The sequence below is a fragment of the Corynebacterium sp. genome, assembly GCF_022712275.1.
Taxonomy (GTDB): Bacteria; Actinomycetota; Actinomycetes; order Mycobacteriales; family Mycobacteriaceae; genus Corynebacterium.
The window spans coordinates 58819-78851 of record NZ_JALAGU010000052.1 but is presented as its reverse complement, the minus strand read 5'-3'; the positions used below and the strand labels follow the sequence as shown (position 1 = coordinate 78851).

Sequence of the window (20033 nt, the reverse complement as noted above, 5' to 3'; positions counted from 1 at the left end):
CATGACCGCGAAGAGCACCGCCTCCCCCTTCGACACCGCCGCCCTCACCGACTGGCTGACCTCCCTGCCCGACAGCGGGATCACCGGCCCGGTGGAACTCACCAGGATCGGTGCCGGCCAGTCGAATCTCACCTACCTCGCCACCGATGACATCGGGAACTCCGTCGTCGTGCGGCGTCCCCCGCTGGGACACCTCGCCGTCTCGGCCCACGACGTCCTGCGGGAGGGCAGGATCATGGCCTCGCTCGCGGACACGGATGTCCCGGCGCCGACCATCTACGGGGCGACCACGACCGCCGAGGAGGTTCCGGTCATCGCCATGTCCGTGGTGGACGGCACCTCGCTGAACTCCCCGGAGTCGGCGTCGCTGCTGACCCCGGACGCCCGCCGCGCCGCTGCTGTCGGCCTGGTGGACGCCATGTCCGCGGTACACCGGGTCGACCTGGAGACGACCGGACTGACATCACTGGCGTCCCACAAACCCTATGCACCACGCCAGATACGCCGGTGGGCCGGCCAGTGGGACCAGACGAAGACCCGGGAGGCCCCGGCCCTGGAGGCACTCACCGAACGGCTGCGTGCCACGGTGCCGGAGCAGTCCGAGACCGTGCTGGTCCACGGTGACCTGCACCTGGGCAACATCATCGTCGACGAGTCCACCGGCACGGTCAATGCTGTCGTCGACTGGGAGCTCACGACCCTGGGCGATCCGATGTCGGACATCGGTTCCCTGCTGGCCTACTGGCCGACGGCGGACGGCCCGAACCTCCCCGGGTTCGACGCCGCACTCGCCGAGGGCTTCCCCACCGCGGACGAGCTGGCCGACCGGTACCTGGAGAAGACCGGACGCTCCCGGGACGCCCTGAACTACTGGCATGTCCTGGGGCTCTGGAAGGTCGCGATCATCATCGAGGGCGTCCTCCGTCGCGTCCAGGACATCCCGGAGAACGAGGCGACCTCGGGCGCTCCGACCGCGGCGGTGGCGGACTTCCTCATCGAGCGGGCGACCCGTATCGCCGACGCTACCGGCATCTGAACGGCACGGTGTCGGTTCATCGAAGGTTCACCCAGAGTCTGTGAGCCGGGTTACACTGGCGGGAAACCTCAGACGTCTCAGGAGTCCACGATGACCGACCCGAACCAGAACGATCCCCGGCAGAACCCCGGGAACTGGAACCCGAACTCGGGTGACTGGAACCAGAATCCCTACGGTTCGCAGCCACCGCTGTACGGCCAGCCGGGTCAGCCGGGGCAGGCGCCGATGTACGGCGCACCGGGACAGCCGGGCCAGCCGGGCCAGCCGGGTGGCGGCAACGGAAGCGGCGGCGGCAGCGGCAGCGGGAAGATCATCGCGATCATCGTCGGTGCCCTGGTCGTGGTGATCGCCATCGTCGTGGTCGCCATCTTCGCACTGCGGGGCGACGATGACGACGATGACGACAGCACCGCCTCCGACACCACCAGCTCCGCCCCGCTCGATGATTCCTTCGGGGACTCCGGCGGGTCAGACAGCACGGACGGGTCGGACGATTCCTACAGCACCGGCGGTGACGGAAGCCTGCCGTTCCGCTGGAGCGGTATCGTGCCGGCATCGGTCGAGGAGTATCTCTCCGAGTGCTACGACACCAGCTTCAACATGAACGATGTCGAGTCCTCAGAGCAGAGTGAGGTCGACGGCACCAGCTGCTACCTCGACGGGCCCTCCCCTCTCTCAGGCCAGCAGGTGGACATTCTCGCCGAGGACGCCCGCATCATCTACCTCGAGGACGCCCTCAACGGTGACGTCCCCGGTGCCTCCGGCTCCGTCTTCACCCAGAACGGCTCGGTGACCGTCGGTATCTCCGACGTCGAGTCCAGCGGCCCCACCCTCTTCTACCTGGACTCCGATACCTCGGTCTCCGTCGAGATCATCGAGTTCGACACCGAGGACGAGGCCCGGGACGCTGCCCGGGAACTGGGTCTTCTCTAGAGTCGCCGCTAGGCGGTGACCTGCAGCGGGACCTCCTTGAGGTCCTTGCGCAGGATCTTGCCGGTGTTGGACTTCGGGATCGTCTCCACGACGTACACGTTGCCGTCGCGGTCGAGATCCACGATATCGCCGGTGCGCAGCCATTCCTCGGGGGTGACGGTCCGCGCGGTGGCCTCCTCGTTGTCGAGGTAGCCGACCATGACCTGCGGCCCACGGATCCACAGTTCACCGGATGCGGACCGGGCGTCCGGATCGTCACTGTCCGAGGCGGTGATCTCGGGCAGCGACTCGTCGGAGACGTCGACGACCTTCGCCTCGGTGTTGGACACCGGGTGCCCGATTGACGCTGCCGGGGCCTCACCGAGAACCGCACAGTGGGTCACCGGCGAGGTCTCGGTCATGCCGTAGCCCTCACGACGGTGGAGTCGATGCGGTGGGACACGGCGTCGGCGAGCTCCCCGTCGAATGCCGCGGCACCGGAGACCATGTGCTTCATGCCGGTGAGGCCGTACTCGGCTACCACCGGGTGCTTCGCCAGGGCGACGGCGATCGGCGGGACGATGCAGGTCAGGTCCACCCGGTACCGCCCGATGACCTCCGGGAGCTTCACGAGATCGAGGGCCGGCATGGTGACGAGGTGCATCCGGTGGAGCAGCGAAGCGTTGAGCAGTGAGTTCATCCCGTAGATGTGCAAGAACGGGAGCACGGCAATGTCCGTCGCCTGATCGAGGTCGACCTCGGGAGCCGGGCGACCTTCGGCGATGACGGACTCCCCAGGAAGACCTGCGGACGCGGCACCGGTGATCCCGGCGTCCCCCAGGGTCTTCATGGTGAGCAGGTGGGAGGCCTCCTGACCGGTGGCACTGTCGGTGATCGCCGGCCGGGCGCGTCGGACACGGAGGCTCCCGTTCTGACATGAGCTGAATCACTTTTCATTCCATGCCAATACAGGCCCGTTTGTTTCCTGTTGCAATGGTTTCCACCGCCTACTCCGGGCGTCCACCACCACCGCCCATCGACGACTGTTCCGCGTCCTCAGCGGTTGACGTCGCAGCCGTCGACGCCAGCTTCCCGGAGATGGTCTCACCGAGTGCCTCTGCACCGGTGTCCCCGGCCTCCGTCGCCCGGGCGACGATCTCGTCGAGGGTCTCCTGCGCGTAACCACTGGAGATGAGCTGCTCGTAGAGGTCAGAGTAGGCCTGCTCGTAGAGGGCGGCGAAGTCCTCGTTCGCGAGGAAGCGTTCCTTGAGGATTCCGCTGCCGCGGCCTGCGCCGCCACTGCCCTCAGGGCCGCCACCACCGGGCCCGCCCTCGGCGCCATCGGGTGCACCCTCAGGCATCTCCATGCCCTCAGGCATCGCGGGCATCTGGCCGGCATCTTCACCGGTGGCGTCAGCTTGCGCCGCAGTGTCCTTACCGCTGTCCATGCCACCACGCACTCCGCCACCCATGCCGCCACCCATGCCGCCACCCATGCCGGACAGGGACATGTTGAGGTCCCAGGACAGCACCGAGAACTTCTCCGTGTCCGTGTCGTACCAGAGGTAGTAGTTGTTGCCGGGGCCGTCCATGGCATCACCGTTGGACAGCAGTGACTGCATCGCCAGGTACTCCGCGAAGGAGTCCACGTCGACGTAGTCGTCGAGGTTCTCGGCGAAGTCCTCGTCACTCGAGTTGTTGACGAAGTCCAGCAGCCGCATCACCGGCTCCATGTCATAGGTTCCGACCGCGTTGATCTGGGTGAAGGCCTCCTCGTAGTCGGTGGGATCCTCGCCGAGGTAGTCCATGCCGCCGTCGGCGCTGGCCTTGTACAGCACACCGTTCCCGAGGTCATTGGCCCACTGACCGTCAGGCAGGTCCACGACGATCCGGGAGGTCGATTCGCCGCCGTTCACGGAGACGGACGCCACCGTGTAGTCCTGCGTGGTCTGACCCGACTCCGCCGTCATGGCCAGCGCCAGCGCCTCGTTCACCGCGGTGGACGAGCCACTCGTCGCAGGACGCAGCGACATCCGGGTGTCGCCCCCGTAGGCGCGTCCCTCCTCGTACTCGTCGAAACTGATCAGCCACGGCAGAGACTGCGGGTCATCGAAGGAGAGCTCGGTCTGGCCCATACCGCCGCCGGGCATACCTCCACCACCGGGGCCTCCTTCCCCACCGTCGGTGGACTTCAGTGACATCAGGGTGGAGTTGCCCTTGAGCCGCAGGCCCACGTTCTCGATGAGGGTGCCGTCGATGGTGACGTCCGCACGGATGAAATTCTTCTCGCCGCTCGACTGGAACTCGGCGATCATGTCCCGGTATTCGGTCTCGTCGTAGCTGATCTCGACGGAATGCTCGCCGGAGTCGAAGAACTCGGTGTCTCCGTCGATGTCCTCGACCAGCTCCTCCTGCGTCGACAGTGCGGAGGTGATGGTCGGGCGGACCATCGCCCCGCCGAAGCCGAGCGCGAGGACAGCCACGGACGCGATGCTCGCCGCCACCAGCTTCCAGTGCTGGCGCAGTTTCACCGGGAGCCGGCGTTTGAGTGCGGTCAGTGGGCGGGGTGAGTCAGCCATGTCACATATCCGTCTGGTCGTAGCCGGTCAGCACCGTCGCCTTCTGGCCGACATTCACGGCACGCAGTTCGGAGATGAGCTGCCCCGGCGCGACGCCGTTCTTCAGTCGGGCGGTGTAGGCGTACTCGAACAGGGCACCGTTGCGCACCGTCTCAGTGCTGATCAGCTCGAACTCCTCGGTACGACGGATCAGGATGTCCTCGATGGCCGGAGCGTAATCGCCGTCATCGGCGGGAACCTGGACCTTGACGACCTGACGCTGGACATTGAGCGCGAACATGTTGAACTTGCTCATGATGAGGATGACCGCGCAGATGACGACGGTGGCCAGGACCGCCAGGGTGTAGAAGCGGGTACCGCAGGCCATGCCGATGGCCATCACCAGGAAGATGAAGCCGACGTCACGGGTCTCCTTGACCGCGTTGCGGAAGCGGACCACCGACAGGGCGCCGACGAGAGCGAAGGCGCGGGCGATGTTGGAGCCGACGATGAGCATGATGACGGAGACGAGCATGCCCAGCATGATGAGGGTCTGCACGAAGCTCTGCGAGTAGCTGACGTTCCGGTGTGTGCCGCGGTAGGTGTACGCGACCACACCGGAACAGACGACGGCAAGGACGAGGGTGAGCAGGACATCGGCGACGCTGAAAGTGCCGGAGAGGTCGTTCACGCTGAAATCGAGGTTCATGGGAGGGTGTTTTCCTTGGTAGAGGTGTCAGGGACGGTAGGGGCTTGCGGGGTCGTGTCGGGGGTCTGTTCCTCGGCGACGTGGAAGCGGGACCGGGGCGCCAGGCCGTGGGCCTCGACACTCTGGCAGTACTTCGAGATCCGCTGGATCTGCAGGCCGTGCCGGGCGGTGAGGTCGGTGATCCAGTACGGGGCACGCTCGTTGACCTTGATCTCCAGCACCGAGTAGGTCGGCGGGATGATGTACCGGTTGTCCGCCGGCAGACGCAGGTCGAAGTCCCGGTCACGACCGCGGACGCGGTGGTCGAAGGTGACCCGCAGACCGAGGTCGGAGTCCGTGCCGACGAAAGGTTCACGCTGGTACCCGGTGATCGCCGTGGCGTGGAGATCCAGGCGGGTGATGAGGTCGAGGACCTCGTTGACGAACAACTGGTCGGCGTCCCCTTCCTCCGAACCCGGCACCGTGACATGCTGCCGCCGGTCACACAGGTCCAGTGCGCAGCTGTACGGCAGCATCACCCGACGCTTCTGGGTGACGCGGTTGACGCGTTGCTTGATCTCCACGGAGACCGGGGCATCGTCGGCGGTGTTGCCGTCGATCTCGCCGTAGCGGCGGATCCGCAGCTTGCGGCGGAACTTCAGCCCCTCGATCTTCTCCCAGTAGAACCGCAGGTCGGAGGTGTCGTAGTAGACACTCCACAGTGGGTAGCCCCGCTCACCGGCGTGCGGGTCACGCACCATACGCGCTGCGATCTCCTCACGCAGTTCGGGGACCCGGGTGGTCGGCACGAGATACTTGAGCTCGTAGCGGTTGAAGGCGTGCAGGGCACCCGGGGCACGCAGCCGGTCACCGGCAGGTTCCACCGGCACCACCGGATCCGGTTCGTCCGGCGAGTCTGGGGGTGTGTCTGGTCTACGCCCCCGGGAGGGGAAGAAAAGCATGGAGTCACTCCGGATTCAGGTTGGGGTTTTCCGACACCCTCAGTTCACCCGGCGTTCATTCGGGCAGCGTTGACCCGACCTTGGATCTGTCCGGCAGTATCTGTCAGTTAGCCTGTGACCGCTGTGCCCCCACCGCATCCCTGAAGCAGGCGAACACCGCCGCCGGGTCGAGTCCGGTGAGGACCTTCGCATTCGCCGGGCGGGACCAGTACGGGCCGACCGCGGCCGGACCGTCCGATCCGGCCGGTCCGGCCGCGCCGGTGCGCCCCTCCCCCTGCGCCGTCCCGCCGGTCCAGTCCGCCACCGTGGTGCCGCGCAGCAGGTCAGACTCCGCCTCCACCCGCACCGTGGCGTCCTGCAGCTCCGCGTCGACCGGACCGCACAGCACGGTCGCCGCCGCCAGGTCGTGGATCTGCGCGACGTAGCCGACCCCCACCGACTCGTGGAACTCCATGTAGAACCGGAGCACCTCGTCGAGCAGGACCCCGACCTCCGGAGACGCGATGGAGACCCATTCCCGCAGTTCCGACGGGGTCAGCAGCACCCGCTCGGTGACGTTGAGCGGACAGATCACGGGTGTCGGGGCGGCCGCAGGCCAGTTGTCCAGGCAGTACGCCAGAGCGTGCGGGTCCGACCACGCATTCCACTCCGCGGTCGGGGTGGTGTTGCCCGGGTAGAGGAACGCCCCGCACATCAGCGTCACCTGCGTGTCCCGCAGCAGATGCGGGGCGTGTTCCACGGCCCACGCGAGGTTGGTGGCCGGCCCGATGACGAGGATCTTCTCCGGGGACGCCGCCTCCCACGCCGCCACGGCCTGTGCCGCAGTCCCCTCTACCTCCACCACCGGATCGGTCGGAATGCAGTACCCCAGGCCCTCCGGCCCGTGGGTCTCCGGCGTCGTCGTCAGCGGCAGCACCCGCGGCCGTGACGCCCCAACCGTCACCGGCACGTCCGGGGTACCGGCCACCCGGAGCACCTCGACGGAATTCCGGGCCGCCGCCGCAGCGGTGGTGTTCCCCGCAACGGTCGTGACATGAAGATCGAGGACGCCGCGCCGGTGCAGTGCCGCCAGCCACAGCAGGGCGAGGGCGTCGTCGATGCCGGTGTCGACATCAGCGACGAGCCGGGGCACACCTCTAGTCATTGTCGACGAGGTCCCAGCCGCGGGCGAGGAAGTCCTGTTCGGACTCGTCGATCCACGCGTGGATAAGGGACTCGGCGTCCTCCCGGGAATCGACGATCCGCCGGTAGTACTGTTCCTCGCCGTACCCGTGGCCCCACATCACCGACCAGCGGGTGCCCAGGTGACGGTCGGCGGTGATGTAGTCGCCGAGCACGACCTGGTCGGCGACCTGGAACCAGTCCAGATCCGAGGCGTAGTTCATCGGTACGGCGACATGGACCTCGGCCTCACCGACGTTGAAGACATTGCCCACCGAATCGGAGAGCTGCCAGCGGGTCGTCTCATCCGGCACGGTGCCCTCGGAGATGTCCTCCCACTCCCGGTCGAGCAGGACCGTGGCGTCCCCGCCCATGAAGCCGGTGAGCAGGTCCACGATGTCCTCCACCGTGGTACCCGGATCGACCAGGGAGAGGCGCTCGCCCTCGGCGAGACGGTGGACGATCCAGCGGTGGTCACCGATGCCGATCTGGACCTCCCGCACCCCGTCGACCGGTTCGGGGACGCCGCGTCCGGTGGGTTCCACCGACAGCACGAAGCCTTCGGTACCGGCGATGACCGCGGACTCGAGGGTGGCCCGGAGTGACTCCGGTGTCGCTGAGGCGACCAGTCCGCCGCCGCGGACGCTGAACCGGCACAGCGTCGGGGGCGCGCCGGGGGCCAGTCCACTGGCGTTCACCCACACCCGCCCGGTCTCCTCGAGCATGCACACCCCGGTGGTTGCGGCGCGCAGGATGAGGTCGGCGAAGGTGTCGTCGTGGATCTCCGCGACCAGCGGCACGGTGACCTTGAGGATCGCCCCTCTCGGACGCACCGGGTACGGGTCGAGGTCCATGTAGAGATGGGACGGCGGATTCGCCGGGTCCTCGGCGGCCTGCAGGGCACGCCGGTTCATCCACGCCGCGAGGTCGTCGAGAACCTCCGGGGTGGTGGCGTCCCAGGTCGCGCCGGAGGCGACATCGGCGAACTCCCCCGCAGCGGCGGCGAAGTCCCGGGCGGTGCGGAACTCACCGGGGGCGTCGTCGAAGTCCTCGGCGCGGAAGAAGAGGAAGGTCACCGGCTGGGCCTCCGGTGGTGCAGTGGAAGGGTCTGTGCCGTCGAGCGCATCCACGGTGACGTCGGTCTCCTCCCACTCCAGGTCGAGGAACTCCTCACCGTCACCGTTGATGAACAGGGCCAGGACATCGATGAGGTACTCCACAGACAGGACCGGGTACTCCAGTGCCATGATCCGGTCGCCGGACCGGTGCTCGATGATCCAGCGTCCTCCCCGGGTGCGGGCCGCCTGGACGAACACCACCCCCGGTACCGGGGACAGTGCCCGGTCGACCGGTTCGATGACGATGAACGGGCGGCCGTCCGGCCCCTCGTTCGCAGCGATGTCCGCACCGAGGACATCACTGACGCTCTGACGGCTGACGTGCAGGGTCACGGCGTCCTGCGAGGTGCGCATCCGACAGTCGGTCGGCCCGCCGGTGGCGTTGACCAGGACGTCGCCGACCGTTCCCCCGGCGATGTCGTAGCCGACGAGGCAGAGCCGGTTCGCCACCGCCAGGGAGACCAGCGCCGCCACGGTGTCCGCGGTACCGTCACCGTCTTCGATGAGGACGCCGGCATCTGTCGGGGAAGAGTGGTTGAAGAAGCCGAGGACGCCGGGGATCTGCCGGATCTCGTCGGCCAGGTCGACGAGATCCTCCTGCTCCTGCGCGTCCGGTACACCGACCGCGGCCCGCACGAGCTCCGTCGGGCAGTAGCCGACGCCGACGGCGGACGGGGCGATGAGCAGGAATCCGTTGGCCATGTCGCCAACGCTAACAAAACTCCGGGGTGGTCAGCGGGACCGCCCGGTCGGCAGCGCACGCTGCCGCAGCCGGGTGAGCAGCTCCACCGCGTCCTCGGCCGGCAGGTCCCGGCCGACCATCTTGACCGGCCCCGGCACCAGGTCGAACCGCACCGTCGACAGTCCCAGCATCCGCCGCAGCGGTCCCCGCCGGTGGCTGAGTTCCTGGACGTGTGCCGGATCGATGACGGACACCGACCGACGTAGCCGGCCACGGTGACAGACCAGGGCGGTGTCTGTGGTGCCGCCGTCTGCATCGATATCCCTGCTGACGAGAACCACGCCCTGGCGGGTCCGGTCGAGCGGGGAGACCCACCGGGCGGACGCCGGGCTGCGGAATACCCGCACACCCCCGGTGGAGTCGGCCGTCGTGGGAACCCCGTCCGGACGCATCAGAGTACCGACCTGTCCGTGGTCCAGCGGCCCCAGAAGGGTGACCAGGGCGAGTGCCTGCTCCAGGGACCCCACCGGCAGGACAGCGGTGGTCGCCCCGTCCTTCCCCGGCTCGCCGTACCCGGCGATGTCGACGTCGACCTTCCACCAGCCCAGCATCCGCCACAGCAGCGGCTGGGAGATCTGGACGGCATGGATCCGGTCCAACGGCACCGTCTGCCGACGGCGCTCACTGAAGCCGAAGGTGATGCCCAGCAGGTGACCGTCGGAGGTGGCGGTGAACCGCCAGCTGCGGTTGAGCAGTCCCCAGATCCACGGCCCCAGACCGGCGACCGCGGGAAGGAGCAGCGCCAGCCCGGCCGGGGTGAAGACCGAGACCAGGACGATCATCACGGTCACCGCAGTCGGTCCGGTCAGCGCGGCGGCGACGATCGACCGGGTGACCGGTATCTCCGGGACGACGACGGACCCCTGGAGTACTTCAGGTTGCGTCATCCCGGTGGACGCTACCTCGTTCCGCCTGCGCACCCGGCCCAGCAGGGCGTCCCGCAACTCCTCGGCCTGCACCCGCGGCAGATACTCCACACTCACCGCACTGTCCGCGCCACCGGCGGTCTCGACTTTCACCCCGGCCAGCCGGAACAGCCGCGGCGCGAGCGGTTCCACCAGGTCCACGGCCTGTACCCGGTCGAACCGGGCGGTGCGCAGTTGCGTCGACAGCACACCCCGGCGCACCGAGATCTCCTCCTCCCCGACCCTCCACCGGGTCGCCCGCCACCACGGCCAGGACAGCAGCCAGCCCAGCAGGAAGACCACGACCAGCACGACAAGCGCCGCGGGGATGACGACGACACCCGGCAGCGGGGAGTCCTCGATCCGGTCCCACGCCCAGCGCAGTGACTCGGCCTGCTGGAACACGATCACCGCGGCGACACCGACGAGCGCCGCCCACATCCGCAGCAGCGGGCTCAGCGGGTGGACACGCTGCCATCCCCCGTCGCTCACAGGCCGCTCATCCTCTCCCGGGCAGCGACGGCCAGCCGGTCACGCAGGGCGTCCGCGGTCGCGGCGTCCAACCCCACCACCTCGGAATCACTGGTGGAGGATGCGGTGTGCAGCTTCACCCGCTTCACCCCGAACAGCCGCTCCACCGGACCGGCGGTGACGTCGACATACTGGATCCGTCCGTAGGGCACGACGGTGAACGTGCGCCACAGGCGTCCACGCGTGATGAGCAGTTCATCGGTGGTCTCCGCCCAACGGCGGTTGCGCGCCTGGGCCGGCAGCAGCCACAGCTGCCACACCAGCAGGACGCCGAGAACAGCCGCACCGGCCCAGAATCCCGGATCGACGACAACAGCGAGGATGACGCAGGCGGTCAGCGGAATCAGCGTCCACGGCAGGATGCTGAGCATCTGGGCAGGCAGGTAGCCCCGGCTCACCGGGGTCATGTCGGTCATACGATGAGCTCGGCGGAGACGTCCTCCCAGCGGTGGTCGAAGAATCCTTCGTCTTCGCCGGCGGAGTACTGGCCGAGGACCCGGGAGATGTAGCCCAGCGCGTTCTCGTCGTCCAGGACCTCCTGGTCGAGCCGGAAGTGCCGGTTCGAGGTGCGGTACTCCACGATCCAGCCGGCACCGGTCAACGCGGCCTGGACATAGCGGACGCCGGGCACCGGGGACGTCGAGTCATCCCCGTGGACCTCGACGACGACGAAAGGGATGCCGTTGTCGGCGCGGCGCCGTCGGTCGACGTCCTCCCCCAGCACCGCCAGGATGCTCGCCCGGTCGACGTGGGTGGTGACCGTGTCCAGCGAATCGCGCATCCGCAGTCCGGAATCGCCGCCGGTGGGATTGACCCACACCTGCTCCATGTCGTCGACCATGCAGATTCCCAGGTCCGCAGCCTTGATCTGGATCTGACGTCCGGTCTCGTCCCCGGTGGAGAACGGCACGCCGACATGGAGGACGCCGCAGGTGGGTGTCACCGGGAACTCGGAGATCGAGAGGAAGCGGAACGCCGGGGGAAGGTTCGGGTCATGTGCACCCAGGTCGGCGTGGTGGTTGATCCAGTCGGCGAGGTCGACGATCGGGGCCGGGGCGTTGGCTGCGGCCGCGTCCCAGCTGTCGTAGCATCCGCTACCGGAGACGGCGGAATCCATGGTGGTCGCGTTGTCTTCGGCCACCAGGCTGTTCATGTGGTCGTTCGCCAGTGTGAGCAGGGCATTGTCCGGCAGGTAACCGTCCGGTGTTCCGGTGTCGGTCGTGGGGACGAAGAAGAGGAAGCCGAAGCTCACTGGTGGCGCTCCTGAGGAAGTTGTAGGGGCGGGCAGACGTAAGACGAAATATGTTGGGGTACCCGACCATCCTAGGGTGTGACAGCACTCACGGGTGGTTCAAACCACCGGGGGTGTCACAGTAGGGGTGATGTGGACTCAGGGTTCCCTCCCTCCTACCACCCACGGCCGCCGCCGGTCCCCCACAAAAGCCGAACCCCCCACGACATGCACCGCTGAACGGGAAGTCTGTATGCGGGGAGAATGGTACCCAGGTCACACATCAGTCGATGTCAACGTGACAGCGGCACGGGACATACCGGAGACAACATGACGTCCGCATCGCTGAAACTCGTGTCAGAGCAGCGCATGAAGCACTTCTTCACCGAAGCCTTCTACGACGAGCTGCAGGCCATCGCACTCTACGATCGGGACCGCCGACTCGCCGCAGCATTCTTCCAGGATATCTCCATCCTGGAGATCGCCCTCCGAAATGCGATCGACCGTGCCCTGTCAGACAGATCCGGTGCAATGTGGTTCGCCAGCAGCCGCATGAACCGGGACGCCCGCACCACCCGGCAACTCTGCGACACCTGGGCGAGATTCCCGGCCGGATTCCGTCAGCCTACGGAACACAGTGGAACCATCAGAGGTCGACTGATCTCCACCTGCATGTTCGGGCTGTGGGTTTCGATCCTCGATTCCGGCGGCGGGACAGGACTCCCCGAACCTCGGGATCTCGCCAGGCACGACGAGATCCGGAACCGCGAACTCCTCTTCGCCGCTTTCCCGGGCGGTCAGCTGGTAGCCACTGCTGAGCACGGCACCGCCGGAAAACTCACCAGGTCATGGGTCCATGAACAGGTGAGGAAGATCCACCCGCTCCGTAGCCGGGTCGCCCACCACGAACCGCTGATCCTCGACTGAGGTAATGCCCGAACCCGTCCGCACGGTGCGCCTATCCGAGGTCTCCGCCACCGACGATGTCGGATATCACACCCCTGATCAATGTACGGATACGATGACCTGCCTTTTGTCGATGGTCCTGCGCGCCGAGGGGCGGTATCCGACACGTCGAAAGCTCAGGGCTCCGCCAGCCGCTCCATCAGCTCCCCGGCGTCGAGGCACTGGGAGGTCGGGATGAGGATGTTCTCCCCGTCCCGGGTGAACGACACCGCCCGACGCGCCAGAGCCGCCGAGCGGGAGTCGGCCCCCTCCCCCATTTCCGGGACGATGAAGCACCGGCGACCGGCACGTCCCCGCGTCCTGCCGACCGGAATGACCGGGCAGGCGGCGTCCCATCCCCACCCGCCCCAAGCCACGACCCGGGCGACAGCGCGGGCACCGTGGGGCATACCGATCGCGCGGGCGATCTCCCCGTAACCGGTGACCTCCCCGTCCCCGATGACAGCGAGGACGGCTCCGACCCGCTCGTCCAACGAAGAATCAGGCGAGCACGTCATGCCGGACGATGGTCTCGTCGCGGCCCGGGCCCACACCGATGTAGGAGATCCGGCAGCCGGACAGCTCTTCGAGGCGCAGGATGTAGTCGCGCGCCTTCTCCGGCAGCTCCTCGAAGGTACGGCAACCGGAGATGTCCTCTTCCCAGGCAGGCATGGTCTCGTAGACCGGAACGGCGTGGTGGAAGTCGGACTGGCTCATCGGCATCTCGTCGAAGCGCCTACCGTCGACCTCGTAGGCCACACAGATCGGGATCTCACCGATGCCGGTGAGCACATCGAGCTTCGTGAGGAAGAGGTCGGTGAAACCGTTGACCCGGGAGGCGTAGCGGGCGATGACCGAGTCATACCAGCCGCAGCGGCGCCTGCGGCCGGTGTTCACGCCGACCTCGCCACCGGTGGTCTGCAGGTACTCACCCCACTTGTCGAAGAGTTCGGTCGGGAACGGGCCGGCACCGACACGGGTCGTGTACGCCTTGATGATGCCCAGGGAGCTGGTGATCTTCGTCGGGCCGATACCCGAGCCCACGCAGGCACCGCCGGCGGTCGGGTTCGAGGAGGTCACGAAGGGGTAGGTGCCGTGGTCCACGTCGAGCATGGTGGCCTGGCCACCCTCCATGAGCACCGACCTGCCCTCGTCGAGAGCCTGGTTGAGCTCCCGCTCGGCGTCGATGAGCATCGGGGTGAGCCGCTCGGCGAAGCCCATGAAGTACTGGACGATCTCCTCGGGGTCGATCGCCTTACGGTTGTACAGCTTCACCAGCATCTGGTTCTTCTGGTTCAGCGCGCCGGTGACCTTCTGCCGCAGGATCGACTCGTCGAGGAGGTCCTGGGCACGGATGCCGATGCGGGAGACCTTGTCGGCGTAGGTCGGGCCGATGCCGCGACCGGTGGTGCCGATGGCCCGCTTGCCGAGGAATCGCTCGGTGACCTTGTCCAGCACCTGGTGGTACGGGGCGACGAGCTGGGCGTTCGCGCTGACCTTCAGGCGGGAGGCGTTCGCTCCGCGGGCCTCAAGTCCGTCGATCTCCTCGAAGAGGGCCTCGAGGTTGACGACGCAGCCGTTGCCGATGACCGGGGTGGCGTTCTCGCTGAGGACGCCGGCGGGAAGCAGTTTCAGCTCGTACTTCTCGCCACCGACGACGACGGTGTGACCGGCGTTGTTGCCGCCGTTGGGCTTGACGACGTAGTCGACCCTGCCGCCGAGGATGTCGGTCGCCTTACCCTTGCCCTCGTCCCCCCACTGGGCACCCACCACGATGATTGCTGTCATTGTTGTTCGTCGCTCCTCGACGGTTCAGCGTATCTGGCCAAAGAAACAGTCTAGCCTGCCGCTAAGGTATATGCCATGGCGACAGTGGTTCTGATGTGCGGCATCCTCCCTCCTTCCCTTCAGGACGCGGTACGTGACGCCGCCCCGGACGCGGTGACGCTCTCCGAGGTCCCCGGCCGGAAGGAACTGAAACTCCTCGACGAACTGGCCGCGACCTATCTGCCGGTGGACGCCACCCCGTCGCTCGACGAGATCGCCGCACGGCCCGATGTGCCGCACCAGGCCTCCCCGGTCACCGCACCCCAGGAACCCGATGAACCGGTACGGGTCGTGGTCATCGGATCGGACGCCGCACTCGCCGCCGTGGTCACCCGGCTGATGCGGATCGACGCCCTGTGGATCTCGGTGGGGTTCGTGCCGACGGATGCGGCGTCCTCCGTCGCGAAGGTGTGGGGGCTGGACGCCGGGCAACTGCCGGGCGACGCGGCACTGGATGCGGCACTGGATGCGGCACTGACCGGTGCGGCCCAGCCCACCGCCCTGATCCGGGACGACACCGGCACCGTCACCCTCGGCTGCGCGGAGATCTTCCACGCCGGCTCGACAATGGTCGGCGAGGTGATCGTCGACTCGGAAACGCTGTTCCTCAACGACTCGGCTACGACGTGGAACGGTCGGCCGGGACCCTACGGTGCCCGGTTCGTCCCGACGACCGGTGCGCCCGGTCTGGCCGCGACCCCGCTGACCACACCCTCGACGCAGGACTCGGTGGCGGCACAGCATCCGCCGAAAAAGCGGCTGTTCGGGCTGCTCGGCGGGACGGCGCAGCCCGGCGGTGTGGACCCGGACACGGTGCTCACCGGTCGTGCCCTGCAGGCCGGTGGAGAGAAGCTCACCGTGGTGCGCGACGGGGTGGCCCATCCGCGGCCGGTGAGTTCAGTGACCTTCTACCGGCACCTGCGCGACGGCCAGTTCGTCCGGCGGTAGCTCAGCCCGGCTCAGTCCGCCGGACGGACCATGGTGATGTGGTCGATGCCGGCCTCGTCGAAGATCTCGCCGACCGGGGCGAAGCCGACGTTGACGTACAGCTGCCGCGCATGGAACTGGGCGTGCAGCATCATCGGTTCATTCCCGTGCCGCTCGATCACCGCTGCCAGCAGGCGGGACGCCAGCCCCCGGCCCCGGTGCTCCGGGTCCGTCACCACGCGGCCGATGACCAGGTGCGCGGTCGGAAGACCGTCGACGATCTCGGCGTCCTCGTTGCGCAGGACGCGCAGGTAGGTGGTGGGGGCGGTAGGGGCCACGTCACCCTCCACCCCGGTCCACCAGTGCTCGGTGGTCGGTTCGAGGTCGCGTCCGTCGAGTTCCTCGTCATCACACTGCTGCTCGCGGAGGAAGACCTCGGTGCGCAGCCGGGCGATCGCGTAGACCTCCTCCGGGGTGAGATCGGTCCAGGGTTTCATGGTTACGGTGTCGGTCGGGCGGTCCATCAGTCTATGATGACCGACGCAACTGAATATCCGACAACCAACCGACACGGGGTGTCCCGGGCAACAAGACCCGGGGCTGAGATCACACCCGCCGAACCTGACCTCATTCACATGAGCGGAGGAATGTCTGTGCCCACGCCACCTGCCGTGGCGGTGACGGTCGACCATGTCGACCTCGCCTACCCGAAGAGCCCTGCCGTCCTCACCGACGTGCACCTCACCGTCCCAACCGGAGAACATCTCGCCGTCATCGGCCGCTCCGGCTGCGGGAAATCCACCCTGCTCTACCTCATCGGTGGTCTCCTCGCCCCGACCGCGGGCGAGATCAGTGTCCTGGGGGACACCGACCCCACCGCCCGCCTCTCCCACTGCGCACTGATGCCCCAGGGCGACAGCATGTTGCCGTGGTTCTCGGTCCGTGACAATGTCGCCGTGCCGCTGCGCAACCGGGGTGTGTCCCGGCGTGTGGCACGGGGTCGCGCCACTGCGATGCTGGAGCGCTGCGGTCTCGGCGACTGGGCCACGTCCCGACCGTCCGAACTGTCCGGCGGTATGCGTCAGCGCGCCGCCCTGGCCCGGGCACTGCTGGCCGACAAACCGGTGCTGCTCGCCGATGAACCGCTCGGTGCCCTGGACGCCATCACCCGCGGCGAGATCCAGGACTGGCTGTCTGAGTTGCTCACCGGCACCGGCGCCACCCTCGTCATGGTCACCCACGATGTCGATGAGGCGCTGCTGCTCGCCGACCGGGTGATACTCCTGGCCGACGGGGCCGTCGCCGGAGACTGGCCAGGCTGGTTCTCCCGGCGCGCCGGGCGTCCCCGGTCGGAGATCCTCGCCGACCCGGACTTCGCCGCCGCACGTGCGGAGATCCTCCGCCGCCTGGGTGGCTACGGGGAGGCCGTGGCATGACGCGTCTCCGTCAGCAGGTCCTCCCGCCCCTGGTCACGGTGGTCCTCATCGCTGCCGCATGGGTGTTCGCCACCACCGGCGGACGCACCGATGACTACATCCTGCCCTCCCCCGGATCCGTGTTCGCCGCACTCGGTGACAACTGGTCCGACCGCCTTGGCCCTGCGACCTGGGTGACCCTGGCCGAGACCCTGGCCGGTATGGCGCTGGGTATCGGTGCGGCACTGCTCATCGGTGTCGCCGCCGGACTACTGCCGGTGGTGGGCAACGCCTTCTCCCCGCTGCTCGTGGCGTCCCAGTCAATCCCGACGATCGTCATCGGCCCGGTGTTCACCATCGCCCTGGGCTACGGCATGGCACCGAAGGTACTGGTCGTCGCCCTGGCCTGCTTCTTCCCGGTGGCGATGAACCTGCTGTCCGGGATCCGCTCGGCCGACCCGGTCCTCATCGACACCATGCGCAGTCTCCACGCCTCCCGCTCCGCCCTGTTCTGGCGGGTCCGTTTCCCCTCCGCCCTGCCGTCGGCCTTCGCCGGGCTGCGGATCACCGCCACCTACGCCCCGGTCGCCGCCGTCTTCTCCGAGTACACCGGCTCCACCGACGGCATCGGATACCTGCTGCTGCAGGCCGTCCCCCGGCTTCAGACGGACTTCGTCTTCGCCCTCGTCATCGTCCTCACGGTCATGTCCGCAGCCCTGCTGCTCACCGTCACCGCCCTCGAACGCCTCTGCTGCCCCTGGAACGCACCACGGCAGCACCGGAAGGAATCATGAAGAACCGTATCCTCGCCTGCGCCGCCGCCACCCTCGTCGCGGCCACCACCGTCTCCCTCGCCTCCTGCTCCTCGGACGCGGACAGCAGCACGGACGCCGACCAGCTCAGCGTCCTGCTGGACTGGAACCCGAACCCCGACCACCTCGCGCTCTACACCGCCGACCACACCGGCGCCTACGAGGATCACGGCGTGGACCCGGAGTTCATCCTGCCGGGCAACACCGCGGACGCCGCCAAGCTCGTCTCCCTCGGCCAGGCGGACGTGGCCGTCAGCTACGAGACGGACACGATCCTCGCCGCCTCCCAGGGGCTGGACGTGGTCAGCGTCGGCGCGCTGATCCCCACCCCGTTGAACTCGATCATCACGAAGTCCGACTCCGGCATCCGCACCGCGAAGGACCTGGCAGGGAAGACTGTCGCCGGGTCCGGCACCCCGTCCCAGCAGGCGTCGATGGACTACATCGCACGGACCGCGGGCATCGATCCGGACAGCATCAAGATGCCGAATGTGCAGCAGAACCTCAACCAGGCACTGCTCAGTGACCAGGTGGACGCCATCGCCGGCGCCTACCCGAACATCGAGGGTGTGGAGCTGGCGGAGAAGACCGACATCACGGTCCTCTCCCCCGAGGAGCTGGGTATGCCGGACAACGCCGAGCTGGTCATCATCGCCAACCCCACCCGCCTGAAGGAGGATGCCGCCTACGCCGACCGCGTCCGTGGCTTCCTCGCCGGTACCGCCGAGGGGCAGGACGCCGCTCTGGCCGACCCGGATACTGCGGTAGACGCGATGACTCCGGAAACGAAGGGCGCCTATGACCCGGACACCCTGACGAAGATGGTGGACGCCACGGTCGCGGTACTGCGGAAGGACGGAACTGCGCCGGTCTTCGGCGTCCAGGACCCCGCCGACTGGGCGGAGTATGCCGACTGGATGCGGGACAACGGGCTGCTCGACGGGGGAATCGACGGCGCGACGGCCACGACGAACGACTACCTGCCGGCGTAGGTCAGTCGTTCTCCGGGTCCTGCGGCTCATCATCTGCACCCCACACCTCCGGGGTCTGCCAGGGATGGTCGACCGTCGGCTTCAGCGCCGCCATCGCCGACTCGCGCGACATGCCGCAGATCTGCAGCGCATCCACGATGATCGACCGGCACTGCCCCAGCACCATCATCCCGGACAGACCCGAGCCGTCGGCGATCGACAGGTCGGTGCGTCCCGCGATGATCTGGAAGCGTCGGGTCAGCTCCGGGATCTTCAGCAACTCCTGCCGGGTCTCCTTCGACCCACCCTCCTCGTACACCGCGCCGAGGTGTCCGAGGGTGTCCGCGATCTCCCTGATCGTCTTCGCCATCTCCGGGTCCGGGACGATGTGGTCGTCGACCATGATCTCGGCACGTCGGGCCAGCACCCGGGTATTGCGCATGACATTGTCCACCGGCACCAGCGCGCGGTTCAGCGATGTCGAATAGCGCTTCGCCGACCAGTAGATCGGGGACAGGGCGATGGTCTCGTCGCCACTGGTCATCGCCGCCTGCATCGCGTTGACCGCGGCCTGCGTCCCCCGGGCGGTCTCCAGTGCCTCACCGATCACCGTGGCGTCCCGGTCTTCGATACCCTCGGCGACATCGTCGAGTACCAGGGCCGCCTTCGAGATCAACCCGGCCATTTCCCGGCGTACCGCCCGCAACGGGTTACGGGGGATCACCGCGAGGATGATCAGGCCGATGATCCCGCCGACCAGGGCGTCCACCACCCGGTCCAGAGCCCCCTGATCGCCCGGCGGAAGCAGTGTCGCCACAAGCACCGCAGAGCTCGCGGCCTGGGACGGGACGAGAATTCCCCGGTCGACGAAGGTGGCGAGCATGATCGCGACGAAGACGACGATGGTGATCTGCCACGGGCCACCACCGATCTGGGTGATGACGAGATCACCGATCGCGATGCCGATCGCCGCCCCGATGACGATCTCCATACCGCGACGCATGTGCTTTCCGCTGTTGATGCCGATACTGATCACACCGGCGATCGGGGCGAAGAACGCCTGCTCGTGACCGATGACGTCGGTAGCGAACCAGAACGCCAACCCGGCGGTCAGCGCGGCCTGGAGGGCGAAGATTCCCATCGCCCGCATACGTTGGATGCCTCGGCGCGGAGCGATACGCCGCAGCGATTCAGTGGCGGCGCGCACACCGGCGCTTGCCCGCCTGCGGTGCCGGAACCAGCCCTTCTGATCAGCCATGTCACCTATTCTGTCAGGTCTGCTCCCGACACCC

General features: G+C 67.6%; 21 protein-coding genes and 1 riboswitch. Of the genes, 7 read left to right on the top strand and 14 right to left on the bottom strand.

The window, feature by feature from the left end; translation table 11 throughout:
• The first annotated feature begins 1 nt into the window (after position 1).
• Positions 2–1036, top strand: coding sequence for a phosphotransferase family protein (locus Q0A27_RS12975; protein WP_291476117.1), 1035 nt, complete (start codon positions 2–4; stop codon positions 1034–1036).
• A 90-nt stretch (positions 1037–1126) separates the two neighbouring features.
• A complete protein-coding gene (locus tag Q0A27_RS12970; protein WP_291476115.1) occupies positions 1127–1969 on the top strand; it encodes a hypothetical protein in 843 nt (280 codons plus the stop codon).
• Between the two features lie 8 nt (positions 1970–1977).
• Here Q0A27_RS12970 and Q0A27_RS12965 read toward each other — a convergent pair whose 3' ends face one another.
• The 10 genes from Q0A27_RS12965 to Q0A27_RS12920 all read right to left on the bottom strand — a co-directional run bounded on the left by Q0A27_RS12965 (position 1978) and on the right by Q0A27_RS12920 (position 11865).
• A complete protein-coding gene (locus Q0A27_RS12965) occupies positions 1978–2370 on the bottom strand; it encodes an AMP-binding protein (RefSeq protein WP_291476114.1) in 393 nt (130 codons plus the stop codon).
• On the bottom strand, positions 2367–2798 hold the full coding sequence (locus tag Q0A27_RS12960) for an AMP-binding protein (protein ID WP_291476113.1): 432 nt from the start codon (positions 2796–2798) through the stop codon (positions 2367–2369). Before Q0A27_RS12960 ends, Q0A27_RS12965 begins: the two co-directional genes overlap by 4 nt.
• Before the next feature lie 157 nt (positions 2799–2955).
• Complete coding sequence (locus tag Q0A27_RS12955) at positions 2956–4527, bottom strand: CotH kinase family protein (RefSeq protein ID WP_291476111.1); 1572 nt, start codon at positions 4525–4527, stop codon at positions 2956–2958.
• Position 4528: 1 nt separating this feature from the next.
• Positions 4529–5215 carry a DUF4956 domain-containing protein gene (locus Q0A27_RS12950; RefSeq protein ID WP_291476110.1) on the bottom strand — a complete coding sequence of 229 codons (687 nt, stop codon included), beginning with the start codon at positions 5213–5215 and terminating at the stop codon, positions 4529–4531.
• Positions 5212–6084, bottom strand: a complete 873-nt coding sequence (locus Q0A27_RS12945; RefSeq protein ID WP_291476109.1) for a polyphosphate polymerase domain-containing protein — start codon at positions 6082–6084, stop codon at positions 5212–5214. Before Q0A27_RS12945 ends, Q0A27_RS12950 begins: the two co-directional genes overlap by 4 nt.
• A gap of 175 nt (positions 6085–6259) precedes the next feature.
• Positions 6260–7300 (bottom strand): nucleoside hydrolase, encoded by a 1041-nt coding sequence (locus Q0A27_RS12940; RefSeq protein WP_291476108.1) that lies wholly within the window; start codon positions 7298–7300, stop codon positions 6260–6262.
• Positions 7293–9137, bottom strand: coding sequence for a hypothetical protein (locus Q0A27_RS12935; RefSeq protein ID WP_291476107.1), 1845 nt, complete (start codon positions 9135–9137; stop codon positions 7293–7295). Before Q0A27_RS12935 ends, Q0A27_RS12940 begins: the two co-directional genes overlap by 8 nt.
• A gap of 30 nt (positions 9138–9167) precedes the next feature.
• The gene (locus Q0A27_RS12930) at positions 9168–10574 is read right to left on the bottom strand and encodes a PH domain-containing protein (protein WP_291476106.1); all 1407 of its coding nucleotides are present in this window, start codon (positions 10572–10574) and stop codon (positions 9168–9170) included.
• Complete coding sequence (locus Q0A27_RS12925) at positions 10571–11020, bottom strand: PH domain-containing protein (RefSeq protein ID WP_288629709.1); 450 nt, start codon at positions 11018–11020, stop codon at positions 10571–10573. Before Q0A27_RS12925 ends, Q0A27_RS12930 begins: the two co-directional genes overlap by 4 nt.
• Positions 11021–11025: 5 nt before the next feature.
• On the bottom strand, positions 11026–11865 hold the full coding sequence (locus tag Q0A27_RS12920; RefSeq protein WP_291476099.1) for a hypothetical protein: 840 nt from the start codon (positions 11863–11865) through the stop codon (positions 11026–11028).
• A 309-nt stretch (positions 11866–12174) separates the two neighbouring features.
• On the opposite strand from Q0A27_RS12920, the gene Q0A27_RS12915 reads away from it, so the two are divergent.
• Positions 12175–12771: a hypothetical protein gene (locus Q0A27_RS12915; RefSeq protein WP_291476097.1), complete on the top strand. Its 597-nt coding sequence runs from the start codon at positions 12175–12177 to the stop codon at positions 12769–12771.
• Between the two features lie 155 nt (positions 12772–12926).
• Here the strand turns inward: Q0A27_RS12915 and Q0A27_RS12910 are convergent, their stop codons facing one another.
• Both Q0A27_RS12910 and Q0A27_RS12905 read right to left on the bottom strand, forming a co-directional pair.
• On the bottom strand, positions 12927–13307 hold the full coding sequence (locus tag Q0A27_RS12910; RefSeq protein ID WP_291476095.1) for an MGMT family protein: 381 nt from the start codon (positions 13305–13307) through the stop codon (positions 12927–12929).
• Positions 13291–14577 (bottom strand): adenylosuccinate synthase, encoded by a 1287-nt coding sequence (locus tag Q0A27_RS12905; RefSeq protein WP_291476093.1) that lies wholly within the window; start codon positions 14575–14577, stop codon positions 13291–13293. The genes Q0A27_RS12910 and Q0A27_RS12905 overlap by 17 nt, the downstream gene beginning before the upstream one ends.
• A gap of 75 nt (positions 14578–14652) precedes the next feature.
• Between Q0A27_RS12905 and Q0A27_RS12900 the strand changes: the two genes are divergently transcribed.
• The gene (locus Q0A27_RS12900; RefSeq protein ID WP_291476091.1) at positions 14653–15564 is read left to right on the top strand and encodes a hypothetical protein; all 912 of its coding nucleotides are present in this window, start codon (positions 14653–14655) and stop codon (positions 15562–15564) included.
• A gap of 11 nt (positions 15565–15575) precedes the next feature.
• On the opposite strand, the gene Q0A27_RS12895 is transcribed toward Q0A27_RS12900, so the two are convergent.
• Positions 15576–16040, bottom strand: a complete 465-nt coding sequence (locus Q0A27_RS12895) for a GNAT family N-acetyltransferase (protein WP_291476089.1) — start codon at positions 16038–16040, stop codon at positions 15576–15578.
• A gap of 64 nt (positions 16041–16104) precedes the next feature.
• A riboswitch (TPP riboswitch) is annotated at positions 16105–16208 on the top strand.
• On the opposite strand from Q0A27_RS12895, the gene Q0A27_RS12890 reads away from it, so the two are divergent.
• The 3 genes from Q0A27_RS12890 (at position 16191) to Q0A27_RS12880 (ending at position 18762) form a co-directional block, all read left to right on the top strand.
• Positions 16191–16979: an ABC transporter ATP-binding protein gene (locus Q0A27_RS12890; RefSeq protein ID WP_291476139.1), complete on the top strand. Its 789-nt coding sequence runs from the start codon at positions 16191–16193 to the stop codon at positions 16977–16979. Its footprint overlaps the riboswitch before it by 18 nt.
• Positions 16976–17752, top strand: a complete 777-nt coding sequence (locus Q0A27_RS12885) for an ABC transporter permease (protein ID WP_291476087.1) — start codon at positions 16976–16978, stop codon at positions 17750–17752. The genes Q0A27_RS12890 and Q0A27_RS12885 overlap by 4 nt, the downstream gene beginning before the upstream one ends.
• Complete coding sequence (locus tag Q0A27_RS12880; protein WP_291476085.1) at positions 17749–18762, top strand: ABC transporter substrate-binding protein; 1014 nt, start codon at positions 17749–17751, stop codon at positions 18760–18762. Before Q0A27_RS12885 ends, Q0A27_RS12880 begins: the two co-directional genes overlap by 4 nt.
• A gap of 1 nt (position 18763) precedes the next feature.
• On the opposite strand, the gene Q0A27_RS12875 is transcribed toward Q0A27_RS12880, so the two are convergent.
• Positions 18764–19999 (bottom strand): aromatic acid exporter family protein, encoded by a 1236-nt coding sequence (locus Q0A27_RS12875; RefSeq protein ID WP_141328659.1) that lies wholly within the window; start codon positions 19997–19999, stop codon positions 18764–18766.
• Positions 20000–20033 lie beyond the last annotated feature (34 nt).

What these genes read in the sequence shown, in the direction of transcription:
- Q0A27_RS12915 (WP_291476097.1), top strand. Translation starts at nt 12,175, where the DNA reads ATGACGTCCGCATCGCTGAAACTCGTGTCAGAGCAGCGCATGAAGCAC.
- Q0A27_RS12875 (WP_141328659.1), bottom strand. Translation starts at nt 19,999, where the DNA reads ATGGCTGATCAGAAGGGCTGGTTCCGGCACCGCAGGCGGGCAAGCGCC.
- Q0A27_RS12925 (WP_288629709.1), bottom strand. Translation starts at nt 11,020, where the DNA reads ATGACCCCGGTGAGCCGGGGCTACCTGCCTGCCCAGATGCTCAGCATC.
- Q0A27_RS12900 (WP_291476091.1), top strand. Translation starts at nt 14,653, where the DNA reads ATGGCGACAGTGGTTCTGATGTGCGGCATCCTCCCTCCTTCCCTTCAG.
- Q0A27_RS12935 (WP_291476107.1), bottom strand. Translation starts at nt 9,137, where the DNA reads ATGGCCAACGGATTCCTGCTCATCGCCCCGTCCGCCGTCGGCGTCGGC.
- Q0A27_RS12940 (WP_291476108.1), bottom strand. Translation starts at nt 7,300, where the DNA reads ATGACTAGAGGTGTGCCCCGGCTCGTCGCTGATGTCGACACCGGCATC.
- Q0A27_RS12960 (WP_291476113.1), bottom strand. Translation starts at nt 2,798, where the DNA reads ATGAAGACCCTGGGGGACGCCGGGATCACCGGTGCCGCGTCCGCAGGT.
- Q0A27_RS12965 (WP_291476114.1), bottom strand. Translation starts at nt 2,370, where the DNA reads ATGACCGAGACCTCGCCGGTGACCCACTGTGCGGTTCTCGGTGAGGCC.
- Q0A27_RS12955 (WP_291476111.1), bottom strand. Translation starts at nt 4,527, where the DNA reads ATGGCTGACTCACCCCGCCCACTGACCGCACTCAAACGCCGGCTCCCG.
- Q0A27_RS12950 (WP_291476110.1), bottom strand. Translation starts at nt 5,215, where the DNA reads ATGAACCTCGATTTCAGCGTGAACGACCTCTCCGGCACTTTCAGCGTC.
- Q0A27_RS12905 (WP_291476093.1), bottom strand. Translation starts at nt 14,577, where the DNA reads ATGACAGCAATCATCGTGGTGGGTGCCCAGTGGGGGGACGAGGGCAAG.
- Q0A27_RS12970 (WP_291476115.1), top strand. Translation starts at nt 1,127, where the DNA reads ATGACCGACCCGAACCAGAACGATCCCCGGCAGAACCCCGGGAACTGG.
- Q0A27_RS12895 (WP_291476089.1), bottom strand. Translation starts at nt 16,040, where the DNA reads ATGAAACCCTGGACCGATCTCACCCCGGAGGAGGTCTACGCGATCGCC.
- Q0A27_RS12975 (WP_291476117.1), top strand. Translation starts at nt 2, where the DNA reads ATGACCGCGAAGAGCACCGCCTCCCCCTTCGACACCGCCGCCCTCACC.
- Q0A27_RS12885 (WP_291476087.1), top strand. Translation starts at nt 16,976, where the DNA reads ATGACGCGTCTCCGTCAGCAGGTCCTCCCGCCCCTGGTCACGGTGGTC.
- Q0A27_RS12880 (WP_291476085.1), top strand. Translation starts at nt 17,749, where the DNA reads ATGAAGAACCGTATCCTCGCCTGCGCCGCCGCCACCCTCGTCGCGGCC.
- Q0A27_RS12890 (WP_291476139.1), top strand. Translation starts at nt 16,191, where the DNA reads ATGTCTGTGCCCACGCCACCTGCCGTGGCGGTGACGGTCGACCATGTC.
- Q0A27_RS12910 (WP_291476095.1), bottom strand. Translation starts at nt 13,307, where the DNA reads ATGACGTGCTCGCCTGATTCTTCGTTGGACGAGCGGGTCGGAGCCGTC.